The organism is Acetobacter sp. ESL1128 (assembly GCF_058505085.1).
Genome location: NZ_CP196369.1, coordinates 768,208 through 792,784 on the forward strand (window position 1 = coordinate 768,208; position 24,577 = coordinate 792,784).

20 protein-coding genes are annotated in these 24,577 nt (G+C 60.2%); 6 read left to right on the forward strand and 14 right to left on the reverse strand.

Annotated elements, in window-relative coordinates:
• The first annotated feature begins 214 nt into the window (after nt 1–214).
• The 3 genes from ACSYTG_RS03615 to ACSYTG_RS03625 all read left to right on the forward strand — a co-directional run bounded on the left by ACSYTG_RS03615 (nt 215) and on the right by ACSYTG_RS03625 (nt 2,857).
• Complete coding sequence (locus ACSYTG_RS03615) at nt 215–1,165, forward strand: alpha/beta hydrolase (protein ID WP_489783081.1); 951 nt, start codon at nt 215–217, stop codon at nt 1,163–1,165.
• 31 nt (nt 1,166–1,196) lie between these two features.
• The gene (locus tag ACSYTG_RS03620; RefSeq protein WP_489783080.1) at nt 1,197–1,334 is read left to right on the forward strand and encodes a hypothetical protein; all 138 of its coding nucleotides are present in this window, start codon (nt 1,197–1,199) and stop codon (nt 1,332–1,334) included.
• A gap of 77 nt (nt 1,335–1,411) precedes the next feature.
• Nucleotides 1,412–2,857 carry a catalase gene (locus ACSYTG_RS03625; protein ID WP_489783079.1) on the forward strand — a complete coding sequence of 482 codons (1,446 nt, stop codon included), beginning with the start codon at nt 1,412–1,414 and terminating at the stop codon, nt 2,855–2,857.
• A gap of 81 nt (nt 2,858–2,938) precedes the next feature.
• Here ACSYTG_RS03625 and ACSYTG_RS03630 read toward each other — a convergent pair whose 3' ends face one another.
• The 5 genes from ACSYTG_RS03630 to ACSYTG_RS03650 all read right to left on the reverse strand — a co-directional run bounded on the left by ACSYTG_RS03630 (nt 2,939) and on the right by ACSYTG_RS03650 (nt 8,114).
• Nucleotides 2,939–4,222: a DEAD/DEAH box helicase gene (locus tag ACSYTG_RS03630; protein ID WP_086645608.1), complete on the reverse strand. Its 1,284-nt coding sequence runs from the start codon at nt 4,220–4,222 to the stop codon at nt 2,939–2,941.
• 131 nt (nt 4,223–4,353) lie between these two features.
• Nucleotides 4,354–4,686, reverse strand: a complete 333-nt coding sequence (locus ACSYTG_RS03635; RefSeq protein ID WP_086645607.1) for a metal-sensitive transcriptional regulator — start codon at nt 4,684–4,686, stop codon at nt 4,354–4,356.
• Between the two features lie 158 nt (nt 4,687–4,844).
• Complete coding sequence (locus ACSYTG_RS03640) at nt 4,845–5,621, reverse strand: copper resistance protein B (RefSeq protein WP_489783117.1); 777 nt, start codon at nt 5,619–5,621, stop codon at nt 4,845–4,847.
• 290 nt (nt 5,622–5,911) lie between these two features.
• Nucleotides 5,912–7,621 carry a copper resistance system multicopper oxidase gene (locus ACSYTG_RS03645; RefSeq protein ID WP_489783077.1) on the reverse strand — a complete coding sequence of 570 codons (1,710 nt, stop codon included), beginning with the start codon at nt 7,619–7,621 and terminating at the stop codon, nt 5,912–5,914.
• A 79-nt stretch (nt 7,622–7,700) separates the two neighbouring features.
• A complete protein-coding gene (locus tag ACSYTG_RS03650) occupies nt 7,701–8,114 on the reverse strand; it encodes a hypothetical protein (protein WP_086645605.1) in 414 nt (137 codons plus the stop codon).
• Nucleotides 8,115–8,241: 127 nt separating this feature from the next.
• Here ACSYTG_RS03650 and ACSYTG_RS03655 point away from each other — a divergent pair, with 127 nt between their 5' ends.
• Nucleotides 8,242–10,626, forward strand: coding sequence for a heavy metal translocating P-type ATPase (locus tag ACSYTG_RS03655; protein WP_489783076.1), 2,385 nt, complete (start codon nt 8,242–8,244; stop codon nt 10,624–10,626).
• A 39-nt stretch (nt 10,627–10,665) separates the two neighbouring features.
• On the opposite strand, the gene ACSYTG_RS03660 is transcribed toward ACSYTG_RS03655, so the two are convergent.
• The 5 genes from ACSYTG_RS03660 to ACSYTG_RS03680 form a co-directional block, all read right to left on the reverse strand.
• Nucleotides 10,666–11,955, reverse strand: a complete 1,290-nt coding sequence (locus ACSYTG_RS03660) for a lipoprotein pyruvate-formate lyase (RefSeq protein ID WP_489783075.1) — start codon at nt 11,953–11,955, stop codon at nt 10,666–10,668.
• 187 nt (nt 11,956–12,142) lie between these two features.
• Nucleotides 12,143–13,474, reverse strand: a complete 1,332-nt coding sequence (gltX, locus tag ACSYTG_RS03665; protein WP_489783074.1) for a glutamate--tRNA ligase — start codon at nt 13,472–13,474, stop codon at nt 12,143–12,145.
• Between the two features lie 115 nt (nt 13,475–13,589).
• On the reverse strand, nt 13,590–14,033 hold the full coding sequence (locus ACSYTG_RS03670; RefSeq protein ID WP_354857184.1) for a hypothetical protein: 444 nt from the start codon (nt 14,031–14,033) through the stop codon (nt 13,590–13,592).
• Nucleotides 14,030–15,235 (reverse strand): nicotinate phosphoribosyltransferase, encoded by a 1,206-nt coding sequence (locus ACSYTG_RS03675; RefSeq protein ID WP_253527917.1) that lies wholly within the window; start codon nt 15,233–15,235, stop codon nt 14,030–14,032. The genes ACSYTG_RS03670 and ACSYTG_RS03675 overlap by 4 nt, the downstream gene beginning before the upstream one ends.
• A 109-nt stretch (nt 15,236–15,344) precedes the next feature.
• Entirely contained in the window at nt 15,345–16,724 is a 1,380-nt protein-coding gene (locus ACSYTG_RS03680; protein ID WP_095349224.1) for a class II 3-deoxy-7-phosphoheptulonate synthase, read from the reverse strand.
• A 309-nt stretch (nt 16,725–17,033) separates the two neighbouring features.
• On the opposite strand from ACSYTG_RS03680, the gene ACSYTG_RS03685 reads away from it, so the two are divergent.
• Nucleotides 17,034–17,432, forward strand: a complete 399-nt coding sequence (locus tag ACSYTG_RS03685) for a hypothetical protein (RefSeq protein WP_086645599.1) — start codon at nt 17,034–17,036, stop codon at nt 17,430–17,432.
• Here ACSYTG_RS03685 and ACSYTG_RS03690 read toward each other — a convergent pair.
• On the reverse strand, nt 17,429–18,040 hold the full coding sequence (locus ACSYTG_RS03690; RefSeq protein ID WP_278740872.1) for an IMPACT family protein: 612 nt from the start codon (nt 18,038–18,040) through the stop codon (nt 17,429–17,431). The two genes, ACSYTG_RS03685 and ACSYTG_RS03690, sit on opposite strands and share 4 nt — an antisense overlap.
• A 203-nt stretch (nt 18,041–18,243) precedes the next feature.
• Here ACSYTG_RS03690 and ACSYTG_RS03695 point away from each other — a divergent pair, with 203 nt between their 5' ends.
• The gene (locus ACSYTG_RS03695; RefSeq protein ID WP_233129051.1) at nt 18,244–18,636 is read left to right on the forward strand and encodes a hypothetical protein; all 393 of its coding nucleotides are present in this window, start codon (nt 18,244–18,246) and stop codon (nt 18,634–18,636) included.
• Nucleotides 18,637–18,730: 94 nt separating this feature from the next.
• On the opposite strand, the gene ACSYTG_RS03700 is transcribed toward ACSYTG_RS03695, so the two are convergent.
• The 3 genes from ACSYTG_RS03700 to ligA all read right to left on the reverse strand — a co-directional run bounded on the left by ACSYTG_RS03700 (nt 18,731) and on the right by ligA (nt 24,568).
• Complete coding sequence (locus tag ACSYTG_RS03700) at nt 18,731–19,558, reverse strand: pyruvate, water dikinase regulatory protein (protein ID WP_086645597.1); 828 nt, start codon at nt 19,556–19,558, stop codon at nt 18,731–18,733.
• A gap of 50 nt (nt 19,559–19,608) precedes the next feature.
• Nucleotides 19,609–22,284, reverse strand: a complete 2,676-nt coding sequence (gene ppdK, locus ACSYTG_RS03705) for a pyruvate, phosphate dikinase (RefSeq protein WP_086645699.1) — start codon at nt 22,282–22,284, stop codon at nt 19,609–19,611.
• A 223-nt stretch (nt 22,285–22,507) separates the two neighbouring features.
• The gene (ligA, locus tag ACSYTG_RS03710) at nt 22,508–24,568 is read right to left on the reverse strand and encodes an NAD-dependent DNA ligase LigA (RefSeq protein ID WP_489783116.1); all 2,061 of its coding nucleotides are present in this window, start codon (nt 24,566–24,568) and stop codon (nt 22,508–22,510) included.
• Nucleotides 24,569–24,577: the final 9 nt, after the last annotated feature.

The following is a 24,577-nucleotide window of genomic DNA, read 5'->3' on the forward strand; positions in this document are numbered from 1 at the left end:
CGGCGTTTACGCTGTGCTTAAAGGCTCCCCCACCAGCAGGTGGGGGAGCCTTTTTTGTATCTGCACCGCTCCCAGCCTTGCAAATGAGGGCGCATTGCGTGCCGGGGCTGGCTGAAAAACGGTAGTCTTCAAATTGTTGTAGGGGTCATTGTTATCCTGCGTGACGGCTCTTTATGATCTTGCTGACCCGCAAGAGAAATGGAGAGTGTTGACGATGACAACCCTTGGTCTGGTTGATGAACAGCAGCGCGGGATGGTGGCGTCGTTTCCAGCCTTCAACCCTGAGCAGGATGATCTGGCAGAATTCCGCCGTGCGCTGGTTGAAGGCACAACAGAACTCCTGCAATCCGCCGCAGCCAGATTTGAGGAGCGCATCATCCCCGGCCCCAAGGGTGCGCCAGATGTGCGGATTATCCTGTTCCGCCCGGTGGGTGTTCAGGGCGTTGTGCCTGTTATTCTCAATATTCATGGTGGCGGCATGATCGCGGGCACGCCAGACATGCAAGCCGGGGCACTGGAGCGCCTTGCGGCAGATACGGCGGCTCTGGTCGTGTCGGTTGATTACCGCCTGGCGCCGGAAACGCCTTTTCCCGGTGGTCTGGAGGATATTTACGCCGCGCTGGTATGGGTGCATGAGCACGCGCGCGCGCTTGGGGCAGACCCCTCGCGCATTATGGTCATGGGCGATAGCGGGGGCGGTTGCCTTGCGGCGGCTACCGCTCTTCTGGCACGGGACCGCGCACAGGTAAGGCTGTGCGGTCAGGCCCTGATCTACCCTATGCTGGACCTGCGCACAGGTAGCCCCGATGCTCCGGGGGATGACCCCACAACCGGGGAGTTTGTCTGGACTCGCGCACAGAACCGGCACGCATGGTCCGCAGTGCGGGGGGCGCTGGCAGGGGATGACCCGCGGTTTGCTTACCTGTCCCCCACCTTTATGCATGACCTGTCGGGGCTGCCTGCAACATTTATCGTAACCGGCGCGCTGGACCTGTTCCGGGATGAGGATGTGACGTTTGCACACCGCCTGTGGCATGCAGGCGTGCCAACCGAACTGGTGGTGTATGCCCGTGCGGTCCATGGGTTTGACCTGCTGCCTTCTGCTCTGGCCGAACGTTGCCGCCATGATCTGGTGGCTGCCGTGCGGCGCATGCTGGGGACGTAAAGCGCACAGGCAGGCTTCTGGTTGAGCACTCATGCTGCTGCGTTGGCCTGCTGGCTGGCGCAGTGGAGGCATACTGGCTGTTAAAGCGGGTGTGGGGGGGGAGCAGGCACGCTCCCGTTTGCCTATGCCGGTCATTGCCTTGCCGGAAAAAGTGATGAGCAGGAAGTGAACACCCGGCACAGGATATGCGTTGCATAAGTGTACGGCGAACACGCGAAGGAGACCGTGGTGACAAATGATTCAACCGTGAAAATACACACAACGGAATCCGGTATCCCGGTTTCGAGCGATGAGCACTCGCTCACTGTTGGCGCGAATGGTCCCATTGTTCTGCATGATCATTACCTGATCGAGCAGATGGCGGCCTTTAATCGCGAGATGATCCCCGACCGCCAGCCCCATGCCAAAGGGAGCGGCGCATTTGGTACGTTTGAAGTCACGCACGACATGAGCGCGTACACCTGTGCAAAGTTTTTGCAGCCAGGTGCGAAGACCGAGGTTGTGGCCCGGTTTTCAACCGTGGCAGGGGAGGCTGGCAGCCCCGATACATGGCGGGACCCACGCGGTTTTGCCCTGAAGTTTTATACGGATGAAGGCAACTTTGATATGGTCGGCAACAATACGCCGATCTTCTTTGTGCGTGATCCGCTCAAATTCCAGCATTTCATTCACTCCCAGAAGCGCCGGGTCGATAACGGCCTGCGTGATAACGACATGCAGTGGGATTTCTGGACCCTCAGCCCCGAAACCGCACATCAGGTTACCTGGCTTATGGGGGACCGGGGTATTCCGGCGTCATGGCGGCATATGGATGGTTTTTCCAGCCATACCTACATGTGGGTCAATGCGCGGGGGGAACGGTTCTGGGTTAAATACCACTTCAAAACCGATCAGGGTATTCAATGCCTGACGCAGGAGCAGGCTGATAAAATTGCTGGGCAGGACGCGGATTATCACCGCAGGGATCTGTACGCGGCAATCCGGCGTGGGGAGTACCCAAGCTGGACACTCAAAATGCAGATCATGCCGTATGAGGATGCCAAAACCTACCACATCAATCCGTTTGATCTGACCAAGGTCTGGCCGCATGAGGACTATCCGCTGATCGATGTCGGCAGGCTCACGCTTGACCGGAACCCAACGGATTTCCATTCCCAGATCGAACAGCTTGCGTTTGAACCGAACAATTTTGTATCCGGCACCGGCCTGTCGCCTGACAAGATGTTGCTCGGCCGTGCGTTTGCTTATGCGGACGCCCACCGTGCGCGCCTTGGCGTGAATTACAAGCAGATCCCGGTTAACGCACCCAAATGCCCCGTTCATGGTTACACCAAGGGCGGCACAATGCGCATGAACCCCGCGCACGACCCGGCTTATGTGCCCAACTCCAAAGGTGGGCCGGTGGCGGATGCACAGCGTTTTCCCGATAACGCAGTCTGGGCGGCCGATGGGGCTTTTGTGCGGGAAGCCTACACCTTACGCGCCGATGATGATGATTTTGCGCAGGCCAATACCCTGATCAACCGTGTTATGGACAGTGCCGCGCGGGACAGGCTGGTGAGCAATATTGTCGGCCATGTTCTACAGGGTGTTGAAGAACCTGTGCTGTCTCGGGTGTTTGAATACTGGACTAATATTGATGCCACCATAGGCCAGCGCGTGCGTGATGGCGTGGCTGCTGCACGGGACTAAACAACCAAACCCGTGCGCGCGGTAACCGGGGCAGGCATGGCAGCGTTATGCCATGCCTGCCTGTAAAAATAGCCGTATTATTCAGGCTGTTTTTTGGGATGCAGCGCGTGCAGCCTGTTTTTCTTCCTCAGTCCAGACCCGGCGCTCACGCTTGACCTGCGGTTTGACCTGCTTGACCGGCCCGCCACCCAGCACGGGCGCGCGCATGGTGGAGTTCCGGGCGTCTTCTGAGTGCCATTCATGCTCGGTATGGACGGTCAGGGTCTGCCCGATCTCCCGTTCCACATCATGGAGCCATGCGCGCTGTTCGGCATCGCACAGGGTTACGGCAATGCCCCGCCGCCCCGCACGCCCGGTGCGGCCTATGCGGTGGACGTAACTTTCGGGCAGGCTTGGCAGGTCGTGATTAAAAACATGGGTGACTGTATCTACGTCAATCCCGCGGGCTGCAATATCCGTTGCAACCAGAACCTGCACCGTGCCCTCACGGAACGCATTGAGTGCGCGCTCCCGCTGCCCCTGTGAGCGGTTGCCGTGCAGGGCTTCCGCCGTAATCCCGGCATCGGTCAGAAAAGAGCAGACTTCGTTGGCAATGTTTTTCTGCAAGGTAAAAACAACCGCCTGACCAATATCAGGTTCCTGCAACTGTGCGAGCAGGGCTGTTTTTTTGTCGGCGGCATTCACAAACATGACCGACTGTTCAATCCGGTCCACGGTGGTGGAGGGGGGGGCAATTTCCACCTTGGCCGGGTCGCGCAGTAGGTTTTCCACCAGTGCGGCAATGGATTTGGGCATGGTGGCGGAAAACAGCACGGTATGCCGGTCTTTGGGCAGGGTTGCCACAATCCGCTCAATCGGTTTGGCAAAGCCCATATCAAGCATCTGGTCGGCTTCGTCCAGCACCAGGGCTTCAAGCTGAGACAGGTCACAAAGCCCCTGTTCGATCAGGTCCAGCAGGCGTCCGGGGGCGGCAACAAGAATATCCACACCATCCTTGAGCGCGTTGACCTGATGCATCTGGCTTACGCCGCCAAATACCGTTGTGACGCTAAAGGGCAGGTGGCGGCCAAAGTTTTCAAAACCATCGGCAATCTGGGATACAAGCTCACGCGTGGGTGCCAGAACCAGAATACGCGCCCCCCCTTTGGGGGCCGGGCGCGGGTTTGCGGCAAGGCGGTGCAGGAGCGGCAGCGCAAAAGAGGCTGTTTTGCCCGTGCCTGTTTGCGCCAGCCCCAGCAGATCACGGCCTTCAAGCAGCAGGGGAATGGACTGGGCCTGAATGGGGGTGGGGCTTACGTAGCCTGCCTCGGCCAATGCAAGGAGCAGCGGCTCCATCAGGGAGAGGTCGGCAAAAGTCATGGACATGGGAAAGCGGCGCCTCCGGCGCTCAGTAAAGCTGCGCCTGATGGGGCATCGCGGGATGAAAACTGACGCTTTTTACGGAGGATGTCTGGCCGGGTCAATATAGCGGGAGGGCGGTCTTTTGGCAGAATGTCCTATTTTACCATTTTGCGGATAACGCCCATGAGTTCCTCCAGTGCTTCCTCCCCGCCGTTTTCAGCAATGGCGGTGCGCACGCAGCCTTTGGCGTGGGATGTCAGGATTTGCACCCCCACGCCATCCAGCGCGGATTTAACGGCGGAAAGCTGGGTCAGAATATCCACGCAGTAGCGGTCATCCTGCACCATGTTCAGTATCCCCCCGACCTGTCCCTCAATCCGTTTAAGGCGGTTGATCAGGGCAGTCTTGTCCGGCTGGGTTACGTGCCGTTCCGTGCTGGCCGGGGTGGGGGGGGTGCAGGCATGGCAACCGGGTTTGTCTGTGGACATGGGCTTCTACAGGCTGTTCTGAACAAAAGAGGCAGGGGCCGGAACGGGTAAGAGCCTTTCAAGCCCCGCAGCCGTTCCGGAGTGTGATCTTGCTCCCTGTGTAGAATGTCTGCGCGCCGGACGCAAAAGGGAGTGTGCGGGTCAGGCGCTGGCAGGGGTTAGAACCATGTGCGCACGCCAAAGGTAAAGCGGATGTCCTCTGGCCCGTTATCGGCTGTGCCGTGCCAGTTGGGCCTGCGGTTTGCGGTGTTGCCGTAATGACCGGCATAGGTCACGGCAATATAAGGGGCTATTTTGCGCTTGAATTCGTAACGCAGGCGCAAACCCGCATCAATGTCGGAAAAACCCCGGCTGACGTCGCGCTGGGCATCGGTATGGGAATAGAAGTTGAACTCTGCCTGAGGTTGCAGGATCAGGCGGTTGGTAATCAGCAGGTCATAGGACCCTTCCAGCTTGCCCGCCACACCTTGGGCATTAAAATAGGCTGTGGCTGATACATCAAAAAAGTACAGGGCAAGCCCCTGTACCCCAACAGCCCCCCACGCACGGGTTGGGCCACTATCCAGATCAAGCCGCACACCGGCCTGTAGGTCAAAATAGGTGGAAATGGCATGGTCATATAAAAATTCGTGGTCGCCATCACTCATATGGCGGTGCCCGTCCACCGTGCCTTCGGACTTGATCCAGAGCTTGTCGTGGTCGGTGCCAAACCAGCTTTGCCCGGAATAGCGCAGCAGGCTGTCCCCCGCAGTATAGCGGCCTTCAAATTGCTCCATCAGAACATGAAAATAAGTGCTGTGGTCCATGACCGGGGGCATGTTGTGCACATAATGCACGACTGGCGTTGCCGGTGGGGTCGCCGGCCACTGGCTGCTGGGTGTCAGGGGGGGCAGACTCACGCGAAATGTAGCGGGGGCCGGGGGCTGTGTGCTCACCCCGCTGGTGGCGGAAGTGGCTGGGGGGGGCGTGCTGGCATGGGTGGTAGGCGCAGACGGGGCCGCCGTGTGGGAGGGAGCCGCAGGGTGCGCCGCACCATGCGTGGTGGGCTGCGAGGCCGGGTGGGCTGGCATATCCATGCCCTCGCTCATGTCCATACCGGGCATATCCTCCATGCCTGCCATACCCGCCATGGCGGGTTGTGGGCTGGCGGCACGGGCGGGGCTGGTGTTTGGCAGGTTTATGCCAAGCAGCAGCAGGGCCGCGCAGGCGGCGGGGGTGTATCTGCTCATGACACCACCACTGTGCGGAACATGCCAAGGTCCATATGGTAGAGCAGGTGGCAATGATAGGCCCACAATCCGGGCGTATCGGCCGAGACAAGGTAGCTGAGCTTGCTGCCCGGCTGCACAATAATGGTATGTTTGACCGGGTTGTAAGCGCCTTGCCCGTTTTCCAGTTCGCTCCATAACCCGTGCAGGTGAATGGGGTGTTCCATCATGGTGTCATTGATCAGGGTAAAGCGGACACGCTCGCCCAGCCGCAGGGGAATTGGCTCTGCTTCGGAAAATTTTTTGCCGTCAAAGCCCCATATGTAGCGCTCCATGTTGCCGGTCAGGTGGAGCGTGATCTCCCGCGAGGGGGGGCGGGTATCTGCCACTGGGTGCAGGGCGCGCAGGTCGGCGTAGGTGAGCACCCTGCGGCCATTATCGCGCAGTCCATCCCCCGGGTCAGCAAGCCGGTCGGTGGGCATGCGGGCAATGTTCTGGTTTTCAACATTCAGCGGGGGCGTGTGGGCGGCAAGCGGTTTGGGGGCGGACATATCCATGCCTTTCATGTCCATACCCTGCATGGTGGAGGGCATGCCCATGTCCAGCATGGTGCGCACGGGGCGTGGGTCCATGGGGGGAATGGTGGCCCGCATACCTTGCTCGGGGGCCAGCGTGCCGCGCGCAAAGCCCGTGCGGTCCTCCGTCTGGGCAAAAATGGTGTAGGCTCTGCTGTCCGTAGGCTGCACGATGCAGTCGTAGGTTTCGGCCACACCAATGCGGAACTCATCAACCCGCACGGGTGCTACGTCATTGCCATCGGCCTGCACCACATCCATTTGCAGGCCGGGAATGCGGATGTCGTAAAAGGTCATGGAAGAAGCGTTGATAAAGCGCAGCCTGACCCGCTCGTTCGGGCGGAACAGCCCGGTCCAGTTGGTATCGGGCGTGCAGCCGTTCATCAGGTAGGTGTAAATAATCCCGGTTACGTCTGAAATATCGGTGGCGGACATGTTCATGCCTGCCCATTGCAGGCGGTTTTTTATGGCGGCCCCCAGACCATCTCGCTTGGCGTCATGCACAAGGGAGACAGCCGTCCGCTGGCGGAAGTTGTAGTAGTCGTCCTGAAATTTCAGGTTATTCATAATGTCGTGCGGGGCCACGTCCGACCAGTCAGAGAGAAGAATAACGTAATCCCGCTCCCATGTTGTGGCCGGTGGGGTGCGGGGGTCTATGATAATGGCCCCATACAGCCCCCGCGCTTCCTGCATGTTGGAATGACTGTGGTACCAGTAGGTTCCGCTCTGTTTGACGGGAAAACGGTACGTAAAGCTCCGCCCCGGCGCAATGCCGCCAAAGCTCAGGCCGGGTACGCCGTCCATATCGGCCGGGCAGCGTATGCCATGCCAGTGGATGGAGGTGTCCTCGGCCAGATGGTTATGCACGTTCAGGGTTACCGTCTCCCCCTCGCGCCAGCGCAGGGTGGGGCCGGGCATGCTGCCGTTCATGGCCGGTATGGTCTGGGTTTTGCCGGCAATGGTGCAGGCCATCGGGCTTATGGTCAGGTCATAAACCTGCTGTGGGTTGGGGGGAATAATGGGGTCAAACAGGGTATCCGCCTGCGCACGGGGTGTGGCAGGCAGGGTGGCCATGGCGGCAAGCGCGCTGGCACCAGTTATAAACTGGCGGCGTGCAATGCCCCTGCCATGGCGGAGGGAGGAATTGAGCATGGTCTGGTCCATACTGCGCGCTCTGCACGGGGGCAGGGCGTCTGGCTGATCGGGCGGAGCTGTGGCTCCGGCGGATGTGTCAGGCCGTGTGCAGTCTGGGTGGGCGGAGCAGGGGGGCGGCCCTGCGGTCGGGCAGGGTAGGGGGTGTTGCAAAAACCGGGCGTGCCCGGGTGTGCCACAACAGGCCATTGGGCAGCATGCCAACCGCTGTATCAACAACAGACAGGGCATTCCCCGTCATGCAGCATGCGCCGTGGTGGTGCATAAGGTGGTGTGTGGCGGCCGTGGTTGTGGGGCAGCTTATGGCTGTTGGTGTGTGGTTGTGCAGGGGGGGTGTGCCCGCCATGCTGTGCCCGGCCATGTGCATGGCTGTATGGGCCATGGCAGGTTGTGCCGCCCGCGCGGGTGTATGCGCAGCCCAAAGCCCCAGTGTTGCGGCCAGCACAAGCAGGCAGCCCATCACCATCTGATGCAGGAAAGAACGACACAGCATCTTTTAAATATACCCCTAGGGGGCATATATGGCAAGAAGAATGGATGCGGTTCCAACCCGACCACCCCCTGTGTGTAAGCATGTTTGGCCCCGGTCTGTGCGACCACGGGCGCGGAGCAACAAGAGCATGAGCCAGATTGTCAGTTTTCCCATAGAGGGCATGAGCTGCGCCAGCTGTGCCACCCGGCTGGAAAAAGTGCTTAACCGCCAGCAGGGTTTGCAGGCGTCGGTCAATTTTGCCACGGGAAGGTCGCAGGTCACGCTGGAGGACCCCACCACCCAGTTGCCACAGGTGTTTGCTGCCGTGCGCAGCGCGGGCTTTGCGCCCCAGACGACCAGTGTGGATCTGGCCTTGACCGGGCTGACCTGTGCTTCCTGCGTAAGCCGGGTGGAAAAAGTGCTTAATGCTCTGCCGTCTGTTCAGGCATCGGTCAATCTGGCGACCGAGCGTGCGCATGTCAGTTTTGTGCCCGGTGTGGTGGATACCGCAGCCCTGATCGCGCGGGTGGAAAAAGCGGGTTACGGTGCAGCCCTGTACAGCCAGCAGGACCCGGATGCGCAGGCAGCGCAGCACAAGGCCGCGTTGCGGGATGAATGGCGTAATTTTGTGCTTGCCGCGGTGCTGAGCCTGCCTTTTGTGGGGCAGATGCTGGGCATGCTGGCAGGGCTGCACGCAGCCATGCTGCCCTTGTGGGCGCAATGTGTGCTGGCAGCCATTGTGCAGGTCTGGTGTGGGCGCTCCCTGTATGGCGGGGCCATGCATGCCTTGCGCAGTGGGGCTGCCAATATGGATGTGCTGGTGGTTATGGGCACCGGTATTGCCTTTGTGTTCAGCACCGTTGTCATGCTGTTTGGCCTTGACCAGCCTGTGTATTTTGAAACCAGCGCACTGGTCATGACCCTTGTTCTGCTTGGGCGGCTTCTGGAGGCCCGCGCCAAGGCCCGTGCCAGCGCAGGTATGCAAAGCCTGCTGCACCTGCAACCCCGCACGGCACAGGTGGAGCGCAATGGCCAGTGGGTGGAACAGCCGGTGGAACAGCTTGTGCCCGGTGACGTATTTATGGTTCGCCCCGGTGAGAGTGTTGCCGTGGACGGGCAGGTGCTTGATGGCCAGTCCGATCTGGATGAGGCCATGTTAACGGGGGAAAGTGCTCCCGTTGCCAAAACCGCAGGGGACCGCGTGTTTGCAGGTACGCTCAACCAGACCGGGGCATTGCGCGTGCAGGCCACCAAGGTGGGCACGCAAACCGTACTTTCGGGCATTGTGCGCATGGTGGAGCAGGCACAGGGCAGCAAGGCCAGCGTGCAGCGTCTGGCCGACCGCGTAGCGGCTGTATTTGTGCCTGCCGTACTGGTGCTGGCCGTGCTGGCCCTTGGTCTTGGCTGGGTTATCACGCATGACTTCGGGGCCAGTCTGGTCAATGCCGTGTCCGTGCTGGTTATTGCTTGCCCGTGCTCTTTGGGGCTGGCAACGCCCACGGCCATTATGGTTGGCACGGGCCTTGGCGCACAGGCGGGTATTCTGTTCCGCAATGCGGATGCGCTGGAACAGGCCCGCAAGATGGACATTCTGGTTACGGACAAAACCGGCACGCTCACCATGGGACGGCCCGGTGTGGTGCAGGTGCAAAGTGCGCAGGGTGTGGCGGAACAGGCCATGCTGGGGCTGGCCTGTGCGCTGGAGCAGAGTTCCGAGCACCCGCTGGCCCGAGCCATTGTGGCTTATGCCACGGAGCGGGGTGCCCAGCCTGCGGCCCTGAGCGACTTTAAAGCCATACCGGGGCAGGGGGTGCAGGCCCGCGTGGATGGGCAGGATGTGCATATGGGCTCGCTGGCCTACATGCTCCAGCTTGGCTACGCGGTTGACCATACCTTGACCGATGGTTGGCAGGCACGGGGGCAGAGCATTGTTGCACTGGCCCGTGCCGGTGCGGTGGTCGCCTATTTTGGGCTGGCTGATCAGGTGCGGCCAGAAGCCCAGCTTGCTATTGCCGCCTTGCGGAGCGAGGGCCTACGGGTTGTCATGCTCAGCGGGGATAACGCGCGTGCAGCGCAGGCTGTAGCCCGGCAGGTGGGTATTGATGAGGTCGTGGCCGATGTGCTGCCAGATGGCAAGGCCGCCCAGATTGCGCGGTTGCGGGCCGATGGCCAGCATTGCGTAGGCATGGTGGGGGACGGCATTAACGATGCGCCCGCCCTTGCGCTGGCCGATGTCAGCTTTGCCATTGGTGCCGGGGCCGATATTGCGCTCGAAACAGCTGATGTCGTGCTTGTGCGCAGCCAGTTGACGGCACTGGTGGATGCGCTCTCGCTGTCCCGCGCAACGGTTTTCAAAATCCGGCAGAATCTGTTTTTTGCCTTTATTTACAACATACTTGGCCTGCCATTGGCAGCCTTTGGGCTGCTGGACCCGGTCTTTGCCGGGGCAGCCATGGCCATGAGTTCCGTCTCGGTGGTCAGCAACTCCCTGCTGCTCAATCGCTGGAAGCCGCGCAAGGTCTGGTCCGCGTAATCTGCCTGTAGTCCAGCCTGCTCCCCTGTGCCCGGTGGTTCAGGCTGGCAGGGTGGGAGTTGTGCTGCCCAGCAGCAGGCTGCTGGTATGGGGCCGCCATTCGCCCGTGTTTTCGTCCCGCCCCTGTAGGTAGAGTCTGCGGGGCGTGCCTGCCGGGGCGGGCTGTGCGGCCTCGCGCAGGAAGACCTCCATATCCTCGGACTGTTTGCGGTTGATCAGGCAGCATAGCGGTGTATCGGGGAAGGATTTGAGCAGGTTGGCCGTGCTGCTTTCCCCCGCAAAGATCATCAGGGGGGGCTGTTTGCGTTTCTGTTCAAAATGGAGGCGGATCAGCTCGGTTTTTCCAACCCCTGCGGGGAATGGGTAGTGGGAGACCTCGGTGGGTTCCATAACGCCCTTGCGCTCGACCAGCCGCGCGCCAAACACGTGCTCGTGCCGCAGGTTGTAGCCGTATTCGGCCGAGGTGGCGAACAGGGCAATCAGGTCCTCCAGTGCGGAAGAGCAGATAATGGGGTCTATCCCGTGTTCCTGCAAAATCTGGAGCAGGTTGCCCATTTCGGGCGTTAGCCGCAGCATTTGCGTTATGTCCGCCTGCACAGGGCCAGCTTTGCCGGGGCGGGAGGCAGGGCAGACCCACCTCTGGTTGCTGATCGACGCCCCAAGGCACCATTCATTGGCGGCGCGGCTCAGGGTAATCACATCGGTCTGGGTTTGCCCTGCAACCAGCCGGATCAGCCATTGCTGTGCCGCATCGGGGCCATGCAGGGCGGCCACTGCCTGATGGCAGAATGCCATACGTGCCCTGAAGGCCAGCATGGCGGGGTTGTCCTGTAATTCCTCACGCGCAATGGGGTGGGGCATGTGCCCGTAGCGGGCGGCCAGTGCGCTGTAATCCTCTACAATATCGCTCACAAGGTCGGGAAAAGTAACCGGCTGCCCGGCAAGGTTTGCAAAGGGGGCTGGCAGGGGGTGGCTGGATGCGTGCACATGGATCAGGCTGCGGAACTTCTGGGCTGGCAGCAAAAAGCAGAAGTGTTCCAGCATGAACAGGAACAATGTCTGCTGCACATCACCCACTATGGCGGTGTTGTTCCAGTCCATCACCACATAAGGGGGGGCGTTGCCATTATAGGTGTCGGAATAATGGCCATGCGCGTTAATGAGTGCCTGAATGGCCTCCCGGAGCGGGGGGTGCCACTTTAACTCCTCCAGTTCGGGCGGAGGGCGGTCCATCAGGTCGGGTATGCTGGTGGCCCGTCCGGCTGTGGGGGCGGCCAGAAGCGTGGTCAGGCCCAAACCAAATGTACGGCGGTGCAGAACAGGGCGCATACAGATTCCAGACTGACAGATAAAGCGGTGCAGCCCCCTATTGAAAGGCGGGAACACGCACGGTCAAGTCATGTTATGCGCAATGGACAAAAAGACACGGGCCAGAAGATGCTCAGCCAGACCCGCTACAGGGCAGCACACATGGCCCCGGCAGCCTATACCGGGGCCATATGGCGTTGCCGTTGGTTTAGACCTGAGAAGGCAGCAGGCGGGCCAGTGCGCGTTTGCGGCCGATAAGGGGGAGCAGGTCGCGCAGTTCAGGCCCGTGTTCTTCCCCCGTCAGGGCAACACGCAGGGGGTGGAACAGGCTTTTACCGCTGCGGCCTGTTTTGTCCTTGATCGCGGCTGTCCACGCCTTCCATGTTTCCACATCCCACGGTTCGGGTGGGAGCAGGGCTGCGGCATCCTGCAGGAATGCTTCGTCCTCTTCCTGCACGGGGGGGATAATGTCCCCCTCCACAACGTTCAGCCACAGCTTGGCTTCCGAAAGCAGGTCGATATTGCTGCGAATAGCCAGCCAGAAGGCTTCCGTAGCCCCTTTGGGCAGCTTGTCGGCCACCGTGGTAAAGGGAAGCTGGGCAAGGTAGCGGTGGTTCATGGCCAGAAGCTGGCGCGTGTCAAACCGTGCAGCCGAGCGCGAGACATGTGACAGGTCATAGCTCTGGGCCAGCGCATCAAACGGCATGAGTGCCGGGTCGTCCGAACTGCCAAGGCGTGCGAGGTAGGAGATCAGGGTTTCCGCCTCCACCCCGTCCTGACGCAGGGTGCGCAGGGAGCAGGCATCAAACCGTTTGGAAAGCTTGCCGCCGTTTTCATCCAGCAGCAGGGGCAGGTGGGCAAAGCGGAAGTGGTCGGGGCGCGCGCCCAGAGCCTCGGCTATGTCAATCTGCACACCGGTATTGGTAACGTGGTCTTCCCCACGGATAATGTGGCTGATCCCTGTTTCCAGGTCATCCACAACCGAGGCCAGCGTGTACAGCACCGTGCCGTCGGTACGGACCAGAACCGGGTCGGATACAGATGGCAGCTTGACCTGACATTCCCCCATAACAAGGTCGCGCCAGCGCACAATGCGGCCAGAAAGTTTGAAGCGCCAGTAAGGTACCTTGCCATTGGCCTCGGCCTGTGCGCGCTGCTGCTCGGTCATTTTGAGCATGGCGCGGTCATACACAGGAGCACGGCGCTGGCGGATCTGGGTTTCGCGCTTTGCGGCCAGTTCCTGCTCGCTTTCAAAGCAGGGGTACAGGTGGCCGGATGCCTTGAGCTTTTCAATGGCGGCAGCATAGCGGTCCAGCCGCTCGGTCTGGCGGAAGGTCTCGTCCCACGTAATGCCCATCCATTCCAGATCCTGCTGGATGGCGCCTACCAGTTCCTCGCGCGAGCGACCGGTATCCGTATCATCAATACGCAGTTGGAATTTGCCCTTGTTGCGGCGGGCAAACAGGGCGTTGGCAAGGGCAAGGCGGGCATTGCCCACATGGAGAAGGCCCGTAGGGCTGGGCGCAAAGCGGAGTTTCATAACAGGGGCTTATGCCGTGAATGGGCTGGAAAGACCAGCGCGAAGGAAACATAAAACAGGGGCAGGGGTGGCATGCCGGGTGGGGCTGCCTGCCGCTGCCGCCTGTGGGCGGGAATTAGTGCAGGTTGTGCAGGCCGGGGTCGAACGTGTCCGTGTCGTCCTCTTCCACTCCCGCATCTTCTTCATCTTCAAGCAGGATGTCTTCCCCGTCCACCAGCCGGCGGGGGTCCAGCATGCGCCAGTCACGCTCCATGGGGGTTGCCGGGGTTGCGGTAAAGTCATCCAGTTCGTTGGCGGAGCGCCAGCCATCGTCTTCTGCGTCTATAACCACGGCGTCCTCGCCAAAGCTGGTCCATGTGTCCAGCACGTCCTTGGCGGAGGCACCGGGCGTGCGGCAGCGCTCCACACTGTCACGCACATAGGCGCGGGCAAAGGCGTTGGCGTGGGCAAGGTCATGAAAAACGCCAACCTCTTCCACAATATTGTCTTCGGCGCCGCCGGACAGGTCCAGAATACGGACTTTCCAGCCCTGCTCCTGAGGGGCTTCGGTTTCGCTCATGAGGTTTTCCTAGCTGTCTTTTTGTTGCGGGCGGAGGCAAACAGGAATTCACGCCCGATTTTAACCCGCTCAACACCGTTGTACGAAATAATATCGGCTGTGGCGTAGGTTTCGTTCCATATTTCGGGAATGAACGAGCCTGTGCCAACAACATCTATGGGGGCATGCGCATCGGCCATACAGGCGCATTTGGTGACCCCAAAGCCCGAGGAGGCGATAATCCGCACCTGTTGGAACCCTGCCTCGTCCAGTGCCTCACGCATTTTCCAGATGGATGCGGCGGAAACGCCTGTGCCAATCAGGTAGCGCAGCTCACGGTCCGAGCGGTAGCGGCGCAGGGCCTCGGGGGCGTGGCGGTTGACCACGGTATAGGATTCCTGCGGGTTCAGCCCTTCCATAAATCGCCCGCCATGCGTATCCAGCCGCACGGCAATGCGGCCTGCTTTGGCCAGGTCTTCAAACCGGCGGCATACGGCCAGTGCGTCGGTTATTTCCTGCCCAAAATAGTCCACCAGCACCACAAGGTCGGAATCGGGGAATGTCTCGTGGAACATTTCCGCCGCCCGCACGGTGGAACCCGCATACCCAATAAGCGCGTGGGGCATGGTGCCTGCGCCCTGTGTGGTGCCAAAAAAGGCGGAAACGGCATCATTGGCTGTGCCAACAAAGCCTACCGCCCCGTCCTGTTGGGCAGCCCGCCCACCAACCGAGGCCGCATAGGCCATAAGTTCCTGCATTTCGTAGCCTGCGCAATGCCGGGCATCCATGGCCAGAAAGCGGGTTTGTGGCAGGGAGAGCGCCATCTGGTAAGCCCGCAGGGCCGCAACGCAGGAACTCCCCAGCTTCTGGAGCAGAAGTGTTTCCAAATCCGCCAGATGCAGGAACGAGCCGGTCACATAGACCAGCGGTTCCCCCGCCCCAACCCATTCGCCCTCGGGGTGGAGCAGGTCCACGGTGTAATGGCTGCCGCGTTCGGCCATAACGTTCTTCAGCCATTCCAGCATAATGCCGGGGGCGGAAATAACAGGGCAGCGCAGGAAAAAGGCGTAAGTGACCTCACAATCCCCAAAGTGGCTGACAATCTGACTGGTGCGGTTGAAGTAGGAATCCGTGCGTGCCCGGATTTCTGCATCTGTCAGGGCGGTTGCGGCCTGTGCCGTAGTAATGCCGGGAGCCGTTACGCCAGAGGGGGACTGCGTCATTGCTGAAATGCTCTTTTCTGCCAAATACACTGCACAGATGATGGGTGTGATGGAGGGTGGCGTAAAGACCACCCCCCGCTTCTGTGATCAGGCAAAGAGCAGCGCGGCCTTAGTTGCGGCCGGTCAACTCCTCCGCGATCAGGAATGCCAGTTCCAGAGACTGTTCGGCATTCAGGCGCGGGTCGCAGAAGGTTTCGTACCGTGCGCCAAGGTCTGCTTCGGTCAGGCGCTGGGCACCGCCTACGCATTCGGTCACGTTCTGGCCGGTCATTTCCAGGTGAACACCACCAGCAGGTACGCCCTCGGCTGCGCACACGGCAAAGAAGCCTTTGACTTCCTTCATCACCGCATCGAACGAACGGGTCTTGACCTTGTTCTCGGTCGAGATGGTGTTGCCGTGCATGGGATCGCTGATCCATGTCACAGGCTGCCCCGTTTCCTTGACCGCCCGCATGAGCGGAGGCAGGAACTGTTCGATTTTTTCCGCCCCCATGCGTGAGATCAGGGTAATGCGCCCGGCCTCGCTCTGGGGGTTGAGGATGGTGGTCAGGCGTTTGATGTCTTCCACGCTGGTGGTGGGCCCAACCTTGATGCCAATGGGGTTGCGCACCCCACGCAGGAATTCCACATGCGCGCCATCGGGCTGGCGGGTGCGGTCCCCGATCCACACAAAATGGGCCGAGCAGTCATACCATTCGCCCGATGTGGAATCGACGCGCGTCAGGGCCTGCTCGTAAGGCAGCAGCAGGGCTTCGTGCGAGGTGTAGAACTCGGTTTCGTCCACCTGGGCGGAGGAGGCTGCGTCAATCCCGCAGGCCTGCATGAAGGCGAGGGTCTCACCAATACGTTCGGCCATGGTGCGGTAGCGGTTGGCCAACGGGGAGCGTTCCACAAAACCCAGGTTCCAGCGGTGCACTTCGTGCAGGTTGGCGTACCCCCCGCGAGAGAAGGCGCGCAGAAGGTTCTGGATTCCGGTGGACTGGAAATACCCTGTTTCCATCCGTGCCGGGTCGGGAATACGGGCTTCAGGGGTGAATTCCGGCCCGTTGATGATGTCCCCCCGGTAGGATGGCAGGCTGACACCATCTATCGTTTCCATATCGGAAGAGCGCGGTTTGGCGAACTGGCCAGCCATACGGCCGAGCTTGATGACCGGCACCTTGGCCCCAAAGGTGAGCACCACGGCCATTTGCAGCAGCACACGGAAGGTGTCGCGCACAATATCGGCCTTGAACTCGCCAAAGCTTTCAGCGCACGGGCCGCCCTGAAGCACAAAGGCCTTGCCCTGTGCGGCCTGGGCCAGATGGCTGCGCAGGCGACGCACTTCACCAGCAAAAACCAGCGGCGGGTAGGCGCTCAGCCGGTCCTCAACGTTTTTAAGGGCCGCTGCGTCCGGATAGGTGGGAATCTGCTTGAACGGAAACGAACGCCAGCTATCCGGCATCCAGGTCTCAGACGTCGGGTTGGGCTGGGTGAGCGTAGCACTCATAACGCGTTCCTGTTCAGTTGGGCTGATTACACACAAATGGTAAGCAGATGGGTAAAAACAATCTCTCTTGGGCATGAATTTGCCAAAGGCGGCTGCCTTTATGTCTAATATGCACAAATTACGCAAATAGCGTTTGCTGGCCCAAGCCATGTTCTGGTCAATGGTGTGGCATCTGCCCCACTCTTGACCAGAGGATTTGGATTTTTGCACTTTTGGTGTGATAAGGGGGACCAGTATGGAACCTGCGCGGCCATGTGCTTTATGGTTTGTGTGGGGTGTTTTTTCTTTTTTCTTGCGGGGTAACGCGCAATGGCGCAGCTGCGTAGACCGTTTGTAAACGTGATGTCCGGCCTTCTGGTGGGGGCCAGCCTTGTGGGGGCAGTAAGTGTTGCTCACGCGGACCCCCTGATGACCCCCAATGACGATGTTTCCTTCTCCGAAGGGAATGGCAACATGGACACGGGCGCGGGCAAATCAACCGAAGCAAAGACCGTGCACGGGCACCGTAGCCTGCCCCCCGGTTATCAGGATGCTCCGTCCATGGAGTTCCAGCATGGGGATGACCCGGACCATCTGGCCAAGGTGCACAGGGATTCGGTCACGGGCTCGGACCTGTCCCGCTATGGTTCCGCTTACCAGAGTTCCGGTCCGTTTGGTTCGGGGCAGGTGGGGGATTCCACAGGCAATGGCTGGGTTACCCCGCGCTAAGCCGGTGTGGGTTCGTCCTCTATAAGACGAATATCGGCCTGGCCACTGGTCAGGTCGGTCAGCTTTGCACAGACGTCCTGTTGCAAAGCCTGTGGGAGCAGAAGCTGGAACCACGCCCCGTTTTCATCAAAAACGGGTGGCTCGGCCTCCACTCCCCACTCAGGCAGACGGGCCTGAATAATTCCCAGTAATGAAAACGGGCAGTGGAACCCAAGCCTGATCCGCTCGATCAGCTCTTCCTTCGGGGCTTCACGCAGGCATTCGGCTGCCGTGCCGGCATAGGCCCGCACCAGCCCACCCGCACCCAGTTTGATCCCCCCAAACCAGCGGGACACCACAATAGCTACGCGGTCCAGCTTTTGGGCAACAACCACCTGCAAAATCGGGCGGCCTGCCGTGCCCGAGGGTTCTCCCGCATCGTGGCAGCGGCAGTGGGGGCCAAACTGCCATGCCCAGCAATGGTGGGTGGCATCCGGCTCGGCAGCGGCAATGCTGGCAATAAACGCATCGGCTTCCGCAATACTGGCAATGGGGGTTGCGCGTGCGAGAAAACGGCTTTTTTTAATATCCCGTTCCAGCAAAAAAGGGCCGACCAGCGTTTGTGTCATGCGCCCTTCTTATCCTTTCCGTTCCGGTTCGGGCAAGTCGGGCGGGGGCAATGCGCAGCTTCACGAGGGGCATATGCCAAAACTGGGGGCTGACAGTCTTTTGTAACAGGAGTAACGCGGTAACAGATGTTAACCTGTGTTACGCTAGCCCGGAACTGGCAAACCCTGCCACCAGAGGTCTGAACAAAGGAGAAAGCACCCACATGATGCCGGTATTCCGTAAAAAATGGAAAATCCTGTTTGGCTTGTGTGCGCTTGCACTGCCCCTTATGGCCGGTGTGCCCGCCCACGCCGATGGTGACCCGCTCAATGGTGGGGATGATGATGACACGGACGCCCACCGTGCCTCCAGCATGCATAATCTGGCAGGCAAGTTACCTTTGCCACGCGCGCACAAGGACTTTAGCAAATACCGTTTTGTGCCACCGGGGGACAGGGTGGTGGAACAGGCCGATACAAACCGGCTGCTGTTCTGGACCAAAGGCGGCCAGCCAGATGGGTATGCCCAGCGGCGCGGGAGCAGTGTGATTTATTACAACGCCCAAGGGCAGGCTGTGCGGGTACAAAGGCTGACAGCGCAGGAAATGAACGACTAAATGCCTCGCCCAGCCCATGGTTCTGTTCAATCAAAGCCAGAGGCTGGGAGATACCCCTGTGGCCCCGTTAAAAAGGGGCAACAGGGGCGTGTTTTCAGGCTGTGGTGGCAATCAGTTCCAGAATGGAAGCAGACGACTCCTCAATGGAGCGGCGCGTTACATCTATGACTGGCCAGTTATGGCGGCGGCATAACCGCCTTGCCCAGTGCAGTTCTTCCTGCACTTTTTCCAGATCAATATAGGCGTAATCGGTTATGGCCTCTGGGCGGGACTTGCCCGGGATCATCTGGTTCAGGCGGTTGCGGCGGATTTCAATCAGCCGTTCGGGGTCTATGGTCAGGCCAATAACCGGCTTGGTTGTAGTAAACAGGGCTTCTGGTGGTTCTATGCCCATAACCAGAGGTACGTTAGCCGCCTTTATGCCCCGGTTAGCCAGATAGAAGCAGGTCGGTGTTTTGGAAACGCGTGAGACGCCAACCAGAATAACATCCGCCTTGTTCAGGCCGCGTGTTTCCTGCCCATCATCATGGGCCAGCACATAATGCATGGCCTCAATGCGCTGGTAGTAGTTTTCGTCCATAATATACTGGCCGCCGGGGTGGCGGGTTGCCTCTTCCCCGGTTTCTTCGGCCAGAAAGTTCAGGGCGTTGTCCAGCACGTCCAGAAGCCTGATCTGCAGGCTGGCGCAACCGGCTTCCATATCCGCCTGAAGGATCGGGTCTGTCAGGGTGGACATGACCGGCCCACGGTTATTGGCAATATGCCGCAAAACCCGCCGGAGCTGGATCTGGGTGCGGATCAGGTTCCAGTGCCGTAGCCGGACTTCAGTGTTGGGGAACTGTGCAATGCAGGCCCGCGCCACAGAATCGAGCGTTTGCCCCGTAGCCTCGGAAACGAGGTGGAGAGTAAGAATTTTTTGCATGGTATCAGATTGAAAAATGGCCGCCTCAAAGCGAGGCGGCCACTTTTTCCTTAGGCTTTAACAGCCTTGTTATTGCGTGCGGCAAGAGCTGCCTGTGCTGCGGCCAGACGGGCGACCGGCACACGGAAGGGGGAGCAGGAGACGTAATCCAGCCCGACTTCTTCAAAAAAGGCGATGGAGAGCGGGTCCCCACCATGTTCACCGCAAATGCCCAGCTTGAGGTCGGGCTTTGCGGCTCGGCCTTTTTCCACACCCATGCGCACCAGAGCGCCCACGCCTTCGCGGTCGATGGAAACGAAGGGGTCCTGGGGCAGCAGCCCTTTTTCCACGTATTCAGGCAGGAAGGAGCCTGCATCATCACGCGAGAGGCCAAGGGCTGTCTGGGTCAGATCGTTGGTGCCGAAGGAGAAGAAGTCAGCACTCTGTGCAATCTGGTCCGCAGTCAGGGCTGCACGGGGCAATTCGATCATGGTGCCAATCTTGTAAGCAAGCTTGACGCCACGTTCGCTCAGCACATCGGCAATAACGCCTTCGCAGGATTTACGAACCAGATCCAGCTCGGCTTTGGTGCCGATCAGCGGGATCATGATTTCGGGTTCCACAGCCTTCCCGGTTTCCTTTGCAATGTCCAGTGCGGCCTCGGTAATGGCACGCACCTGCATGGCGTAGATTTCGGGGTAGGTAATGCCAAGGCGGCAACCACGGTGGCCCAGCATGGGGTTGGATTCGGAAAGAGCCGAGCGGCGTGCGCGCAGGCTTTCCACATCCTTGCCCAGTGCCTTGGCCACATCAGCCAGCTCGGCCTCACCATGCGGCAGGAACTCATGCAGCGGCGGGTCGAGCAGGCGGATGGTGACCGGTAGGCCAGCCATAATACGGAAGAGTTCCGTAAAGTCGCTGCGCTGGAACGGCAGAAGGGCCTCAATAGCGCGGGCGCGTGTCTGTGCGTCATCCGCCATGATCATCTGGCGCACATGGCCAATACGGTCAGGGCCGAAGAACATGTGCTCGGTCCGGCACAGGCCAATGCCTTCCGCACCAAAGCGGCGGGCGGTCTGTGCATCTTCGGGTGTTTCGGCGTTGGCGCGCACACCAAGGCGGCGTACGCCATCTGCCCAGCCCATAAGGGTGGCAAAATCGCCCGAAAGGGTGGGCGGAATGGTGGGAACGCGACCCTTGTAAACAGCACCCGTACCACCGTCGAGCGTAATCCACTCGCCCGCTTTGAGCGTGTGGCCATCCACGGTCATGGTCTGGGCCTTGTAGTCCACGGCAATGCTGCCAGCACCGGCCACGCAGACACGGCCCATGCCACGGGCCACAACGGCTGCGTGGGAGGTCATACCGCCGCGGGTGGTCAGCACGCCACGGGCTGCGTGCATGCCGTGTACGTCTTCTGGCGAGGTTTCAATACGCACCAGAATAACGTCTTCACCCTTGGCTGCGCGGTCTTCCACATCCTCGGCGGAGAAGGCGATTATCCCGGTTGCAGCACCGGGGGATGCGGGCAGGCCGCGGGTCAGCAGCTGGCGCTCGGCCTTGGGGTCCAGCACAGGGTGGAGCAGCTGGTCGAGCGATGCGGGAGGAACGCGGGTTACCGCTTCTTCCTGCGTGATCAGGCCTTCCTTGGCCATGTCAATGGCTACGCGCAGGGCTGCGGCGGCGGTCCGTTTGCCCGAGCGGGTCTGGAGCAGGTAGAGCTTGTTGGCCTGCACCGTAAATTCAATGTCCTGCATGTCGCGGTAGTGGCGTTCAAGCAGGTCGCGCACCTTGAGCAGTTCGCTGTACGCGTTGGGCAGGGCTTTTTCCATCGAGGTCTGACCCTCGACCGAACGACACTCCGCCATGGGCTGCGGGGTGCGGATACCGGCCACAACGTCCTCGCCCTGTGCGTTGATCAGGTATTCGCCGTAGAAGATGTTTTCACCCGTGGACGGGTCGCGGGTGAAGCACACGCCCGTTGCACAGTCATCCCCCATGTTGCCGAACACCATGGACTGAACGTTAACAGCCGTGCCCCAGCTTGCGGGAATGTCATGCAGTTTGCGGTAGGTGTTGGCGCGTGGGTTCATCCATGAGCCAAAGACGGCTCCAATGGCGCCCCACAGCTGGTCTTTGGGATTTTCGGGGAAGGGGGTTCCCGTTTCGGACAGGACAATCTGCTTGTAGCTTTTTACAACGTCCTGCCATTCTTCGGCGGTCAGGGCGGTGTCATCAATCTTGCCAGCGGCGCGTTTGGCCTGTTCAAGCAGGTCTTCAAATTCGTGGTGCGGCACGCCGAGCACAACGGAGCCGTACATCTGAATGAAGCGGCGGTAGCTGTCCCATGCAAAGCGGGCATCGCCCGAGGAGCGGACAAGGCCTTCAACCGTTGCGTCGTTCAGACCAAGGTTGAGCACTGTGTCCATCATGCCGGGCATGGAAACGCGCGCACCGGAGCGGACAGAAACCAGAAGCGGGTTTTCGGCATCGCCAAAGCGCAGGCCCATAGCCTGTTCTACCAGCCCCATAGCCGCTTCAAGCTGGGATTCCAGCTCGGCGGGGTACTTCCGTCCGTTGTCGTAAAAGGCGGTGCAGACTTCAGTGGTAATGGTAAATCCTGGGGGCACCGGCAGGCCAATATTGGCCATTTCCGCCAGATTGGCGCCCTTGCCGCCGAGGAGATTGCGCATCCCGGCGTTGCCTTCGCTTTGGCCAGCGCCGAAACTGTAGATCCACTTGGTCATTTTGCCGTTCACTTCATTCTTTTGTGCCAGATGAGCTGAAGTTCCGACCGAGGGGATGGGAACAGGGGATACCGGAACAGCAGCCGGACTGGGCACGGAATTTTTATTTTTGGTTTGGACGACGAACTCCACCCCTTCGTTGCCCGGCAGCATGGCGCAGATTTGGCCGTCGGGCAATCTCTCTTTTACACGTAAATGGTAAAAAACTGCGGGTGTGGTGGTTCTATCCGTTTGTTACGCAAAAGGTGTTCCATTCTGCTTCGTCCATGGTGGGAATGTTCAGCTCCGCCGCTTTTTTGGCCTTGGAGCCTGCCTTTTCCCCCAGCACCACCAGATCGGTCTTTTTTGATACGGAGTCGGACACCTTGGCCCCCATGCGTTCGGCCGTGGCCTTGGCCTCCGGGCGGGTCATGGTGAGCAGCGTGCCGGTAAACACAATGGTCTTGCCCGCCAGAGGGCCGCCACTGGCGGCACTTTCCTCGGTAATGGTCAGCTCGGCGCTCAGTTCGGCCAGCGTGGTCTGGTTGTGGGGCTCAGCAACAAAGGCCACTACATCCGTTGCTATGGCGTTACCAATGCCGGTAATGGACCCCAGTTCCAGCCGGGCGTCAGAGCCGATAATGGTGGCCGCCTCCATCTGCTGCAGCCAGTTGGCATAGCTGCCGTAATGGCGGGCCAGCAGGCGGGCGTTGCTTTCCCCAATACGGCGGATGCCCAGCGCGTAAATAAAGCGCGAAAGTGGGATTGTGCGCCGGTCGTCTATGGCCTGAAGCAGGTTGCGCACAGACTGCTCACCCCAGCCATCACGCTGTTCCAGAGCTGCTGCGTGGGCCTTGAGCCGGAAGATGTCGGTGGGGGTGTGGATCAGCCCGGCGTCATAAAACTCGCGAATACTGCGCTCACCCAGCCCTTCAATGTCAAAGGCAAGGCGGGAGGCAAAATGGATCAGTCGCTCCACGGCCTGTGCGGGGCAGGTCAGCCCGCCGGTGCAGCGGCGCACCACTTCGCCTTCAGGCCGCACGGCCAGCGCGCCGCATACGGGGCAATGATCGGGAAAATGAAAAAGAGGTTGCCGTTCGGGCGCTGGCTCACCTGCTGGGACCGTACCAAGTACCTGCGGAATAACATCGCCTGCGCGCTGGACGTACACAAGGTCACCTTCGCGCACGTCCTTGCGGGTAATCTCGTCTTCATTGTGCAAGGTGGCGCGGGTTACAAGCACCCCGCCAACGTTAACCGGTTCCAGATGTGCAACTGGAGTCAGGGCACCGGTGCGCCCGACCTGAATTTCTATGGCGTTTAGGCGCGTGATGGCCTGTTCTGCCGGGAACTTCCACGCGATGGCCCAGCGGGGGGCACGCCCGGCAAAGCCCAGACGTTCCTGCAGGCTCAAGTCATCTATTTTGTAAACAACGCCATCAATATCATAGGCCAGACTGGCGCGCTCGCGGTTGATTTCCTCAAAAAAAGCTTCGGCATCGGCCGCCCCCTCAATCTGGCGGGAGAGCGGGTTGACCGTAAACCCCCATGCCTTGAGCTGCTCCAGATAAGCCCAGTGGCTACGGGTTGCCTTGTCCGAGCAGAAACCCTGCGCATAGGCAAAAAGGGAGAGCGGGCGCTGGGCTGTAATGCTGGCGTCCAGCTGCCGCAAGGACCCCGCCGCCGCATTGCGCGGGTTGGCAAACAGGCGCTTGCCTGCTGCCTCCTGTGCGGCATTGAGTGCGATAAAGTCGGTTTTGGAGAGGAAGACTTCCCCGCGAATTTCGATCAGGTCGGGGTAGGGGGCGGGGAGCTCCAGAGGTAGGGTGCGCAGGGTGCGCAGGTTGGCGGTTACGTCTTCCCCTTCCGTGCCATCGCCCCGAGTGGTGCCCCGGATGAACTTGCCGGATTCGTAAGTAAGGCTGATGGAAAGACCATCAATCTTGGGTTCACCCACCAGACGCAGGCTGGACGTATCTGCCTGATCCAGCCCTAAAAACCGTGCTGCACGGGTGATGAAGCCTTCAAACTCCTCACGGTCAAACACGTTGTCGAGCGAGAGCATGGGGGCAAGGTGGACATGCTTGCCAAGCCCCGTATCCGCGCTGGCCCCGACTGCATTGGCTGCGCTGTTCTGTGGTTCGGCATCGGGGTAAAGGGCGGCAAGCTCGGTGTAGCGCTTGCGCAGGGCATCATACTGCGCGTCGCTTATTTCCGGGGCGTCATGACCATGGTAGGCGGTGTTGTGGTAGGCAATCTGGCTGGCCAGTTCAGCCAGTTCCGTGCGGGCCTGATCACTGTTCATTTCCGTGAC

Excerpts from the sequence above, each read along its gene's own strand:
- ACSYTG_RS03615 (WP_489783081.1), top strand. The coding sequence starts at position 215 with ATGACAACCCTTGGTCTGGTTGATGAACAGCAGCGCGGGATGGTGGCG.
- ACSYTG_RS03620 (WP_489783080.1), top strand. The coding sequence starts at position 1,197 with ATGCTGCTGCGTTGGCCTGCTGGCTGGCGCAGTGGAGGCATACTGGCT.
- ACSYTG_RS03630 (WP_086645608.1), bottom strand. The coding sequence starts at position 4,222 with ATGTCCATGACTTTTGCCGACCTCTCCCTGATGGAGCCGCTGCTCCTT.
- ACSYTG_RS03635 (WP_086645607.1), bottom strand. The coding sequence starts at position 4,686 with ATGTCCACAGACAAACCCGGTTGCCATGCCTGCACCCCCCCCACCCCG.
- ACSYTG_RS03645 (WP_489783077.1), bottom strand. The coding sequence starts at position 7,621 with ATGCTCAATTCCTCCCTCCGCCATGGCAGGGGCATTGCACGCCGCCAG.
- ACSYTG_RS03650 (WP_086645605.1), bottom strand. The coding sequence starts at position 8,114 with ATGCTGTGTCGTTCTTTCCTGCATCAGATGGTGATGGGCTGCCTGCTT.
- ACSYTG_RS03655 (WP_489783076.1), top strand. The coding sequence starts at position 8,242 with ATGAGCCAGATTGTCAGTTTTCCCATAGAGGGCATGAGCTGCGCCAGC.
- ACSYTG_RS03660 (WP_489783075.1), bottom strand. The coding sequence starts at position 11,955 with ATGCGCCCTGTTCTGCACCGCCGTACATTTGGTTTGGGCCTGACCACG.
- gltX (WP_489783074.1), bottom strand. The coding sequence starts at position 13,474 with ATGAAACTCCGCTTTGCGCCCAGCCCTACGGGCCTTCTCCATGTGGGC.
- ACSYTG_RS03670 (WP_354857184.1), bottom strand. The coding sequence starts at position 14,033 with ATGAGCGAAACCGAAGCCCCTCAGGAGCAGGGCTGGAAAGTCCGTATT.
- ACSYTG_RS03675 (WP_253527917.1), bottom strand. The coding sequence starts at position 15,235 with ATGACGCAGTCCCCCTCTGGCGTAACGGCTCCCGGCATTACTACGGCA.
- ACSYTG_RS03680 (WP_095349224.1), bottom strand. The coding sequence starts at position 16,724 with ATGAGTGCTACGCTCACCCAGCCCAACCCGACGTCTGAGACCTGGATG.
- ACSYTG_RS03685 (WP_086645599.1), top strand. The coding sequence starts at position 17,034 with ATGGCGCAGCTGCGTAGACCGTTTGTAAACGTGATGTCCGGCCTTCTG.
- ACSYTG_RS03690 (WP_278740872.1), bottom strand. The coding sequence starts at position 18,040 with ATGACACAAACGCTGGTCGGCCCTTTTTTGCTGGAACGGGATATTAAA.
- ACSYTG_RS03695 (WP_233129051.1), top strand. The coding sequence starts at position 18,244 with ATGATGCCGGTATTCCGTAAAAAATGGAAAATCCTGTTTGGCTTGTGT.
- ACSYTG_RS03700 (WP_086645597.1), bottom strand. The coding sequence starts at position 19,558 with ATGCAAAAAATTCTTACTCTCCACCTCGTTTCCGAGGCTACGGGGCAA.
- ppdK (WP_086645699.1), bottom strand. The coding sequence starts at position 22,284 with ATGACCAAGTGGATCTACAGTTTCGGCGCTGGCCAAAGCGAAGGCAAC.
- ligA (WP_489783116.1), bottom strand. The coding sequence starts at position 24,568 with ATGAACAGTGATCAGGCCCGCACGGAACTGGCTGAACTGGCCAGCCAG.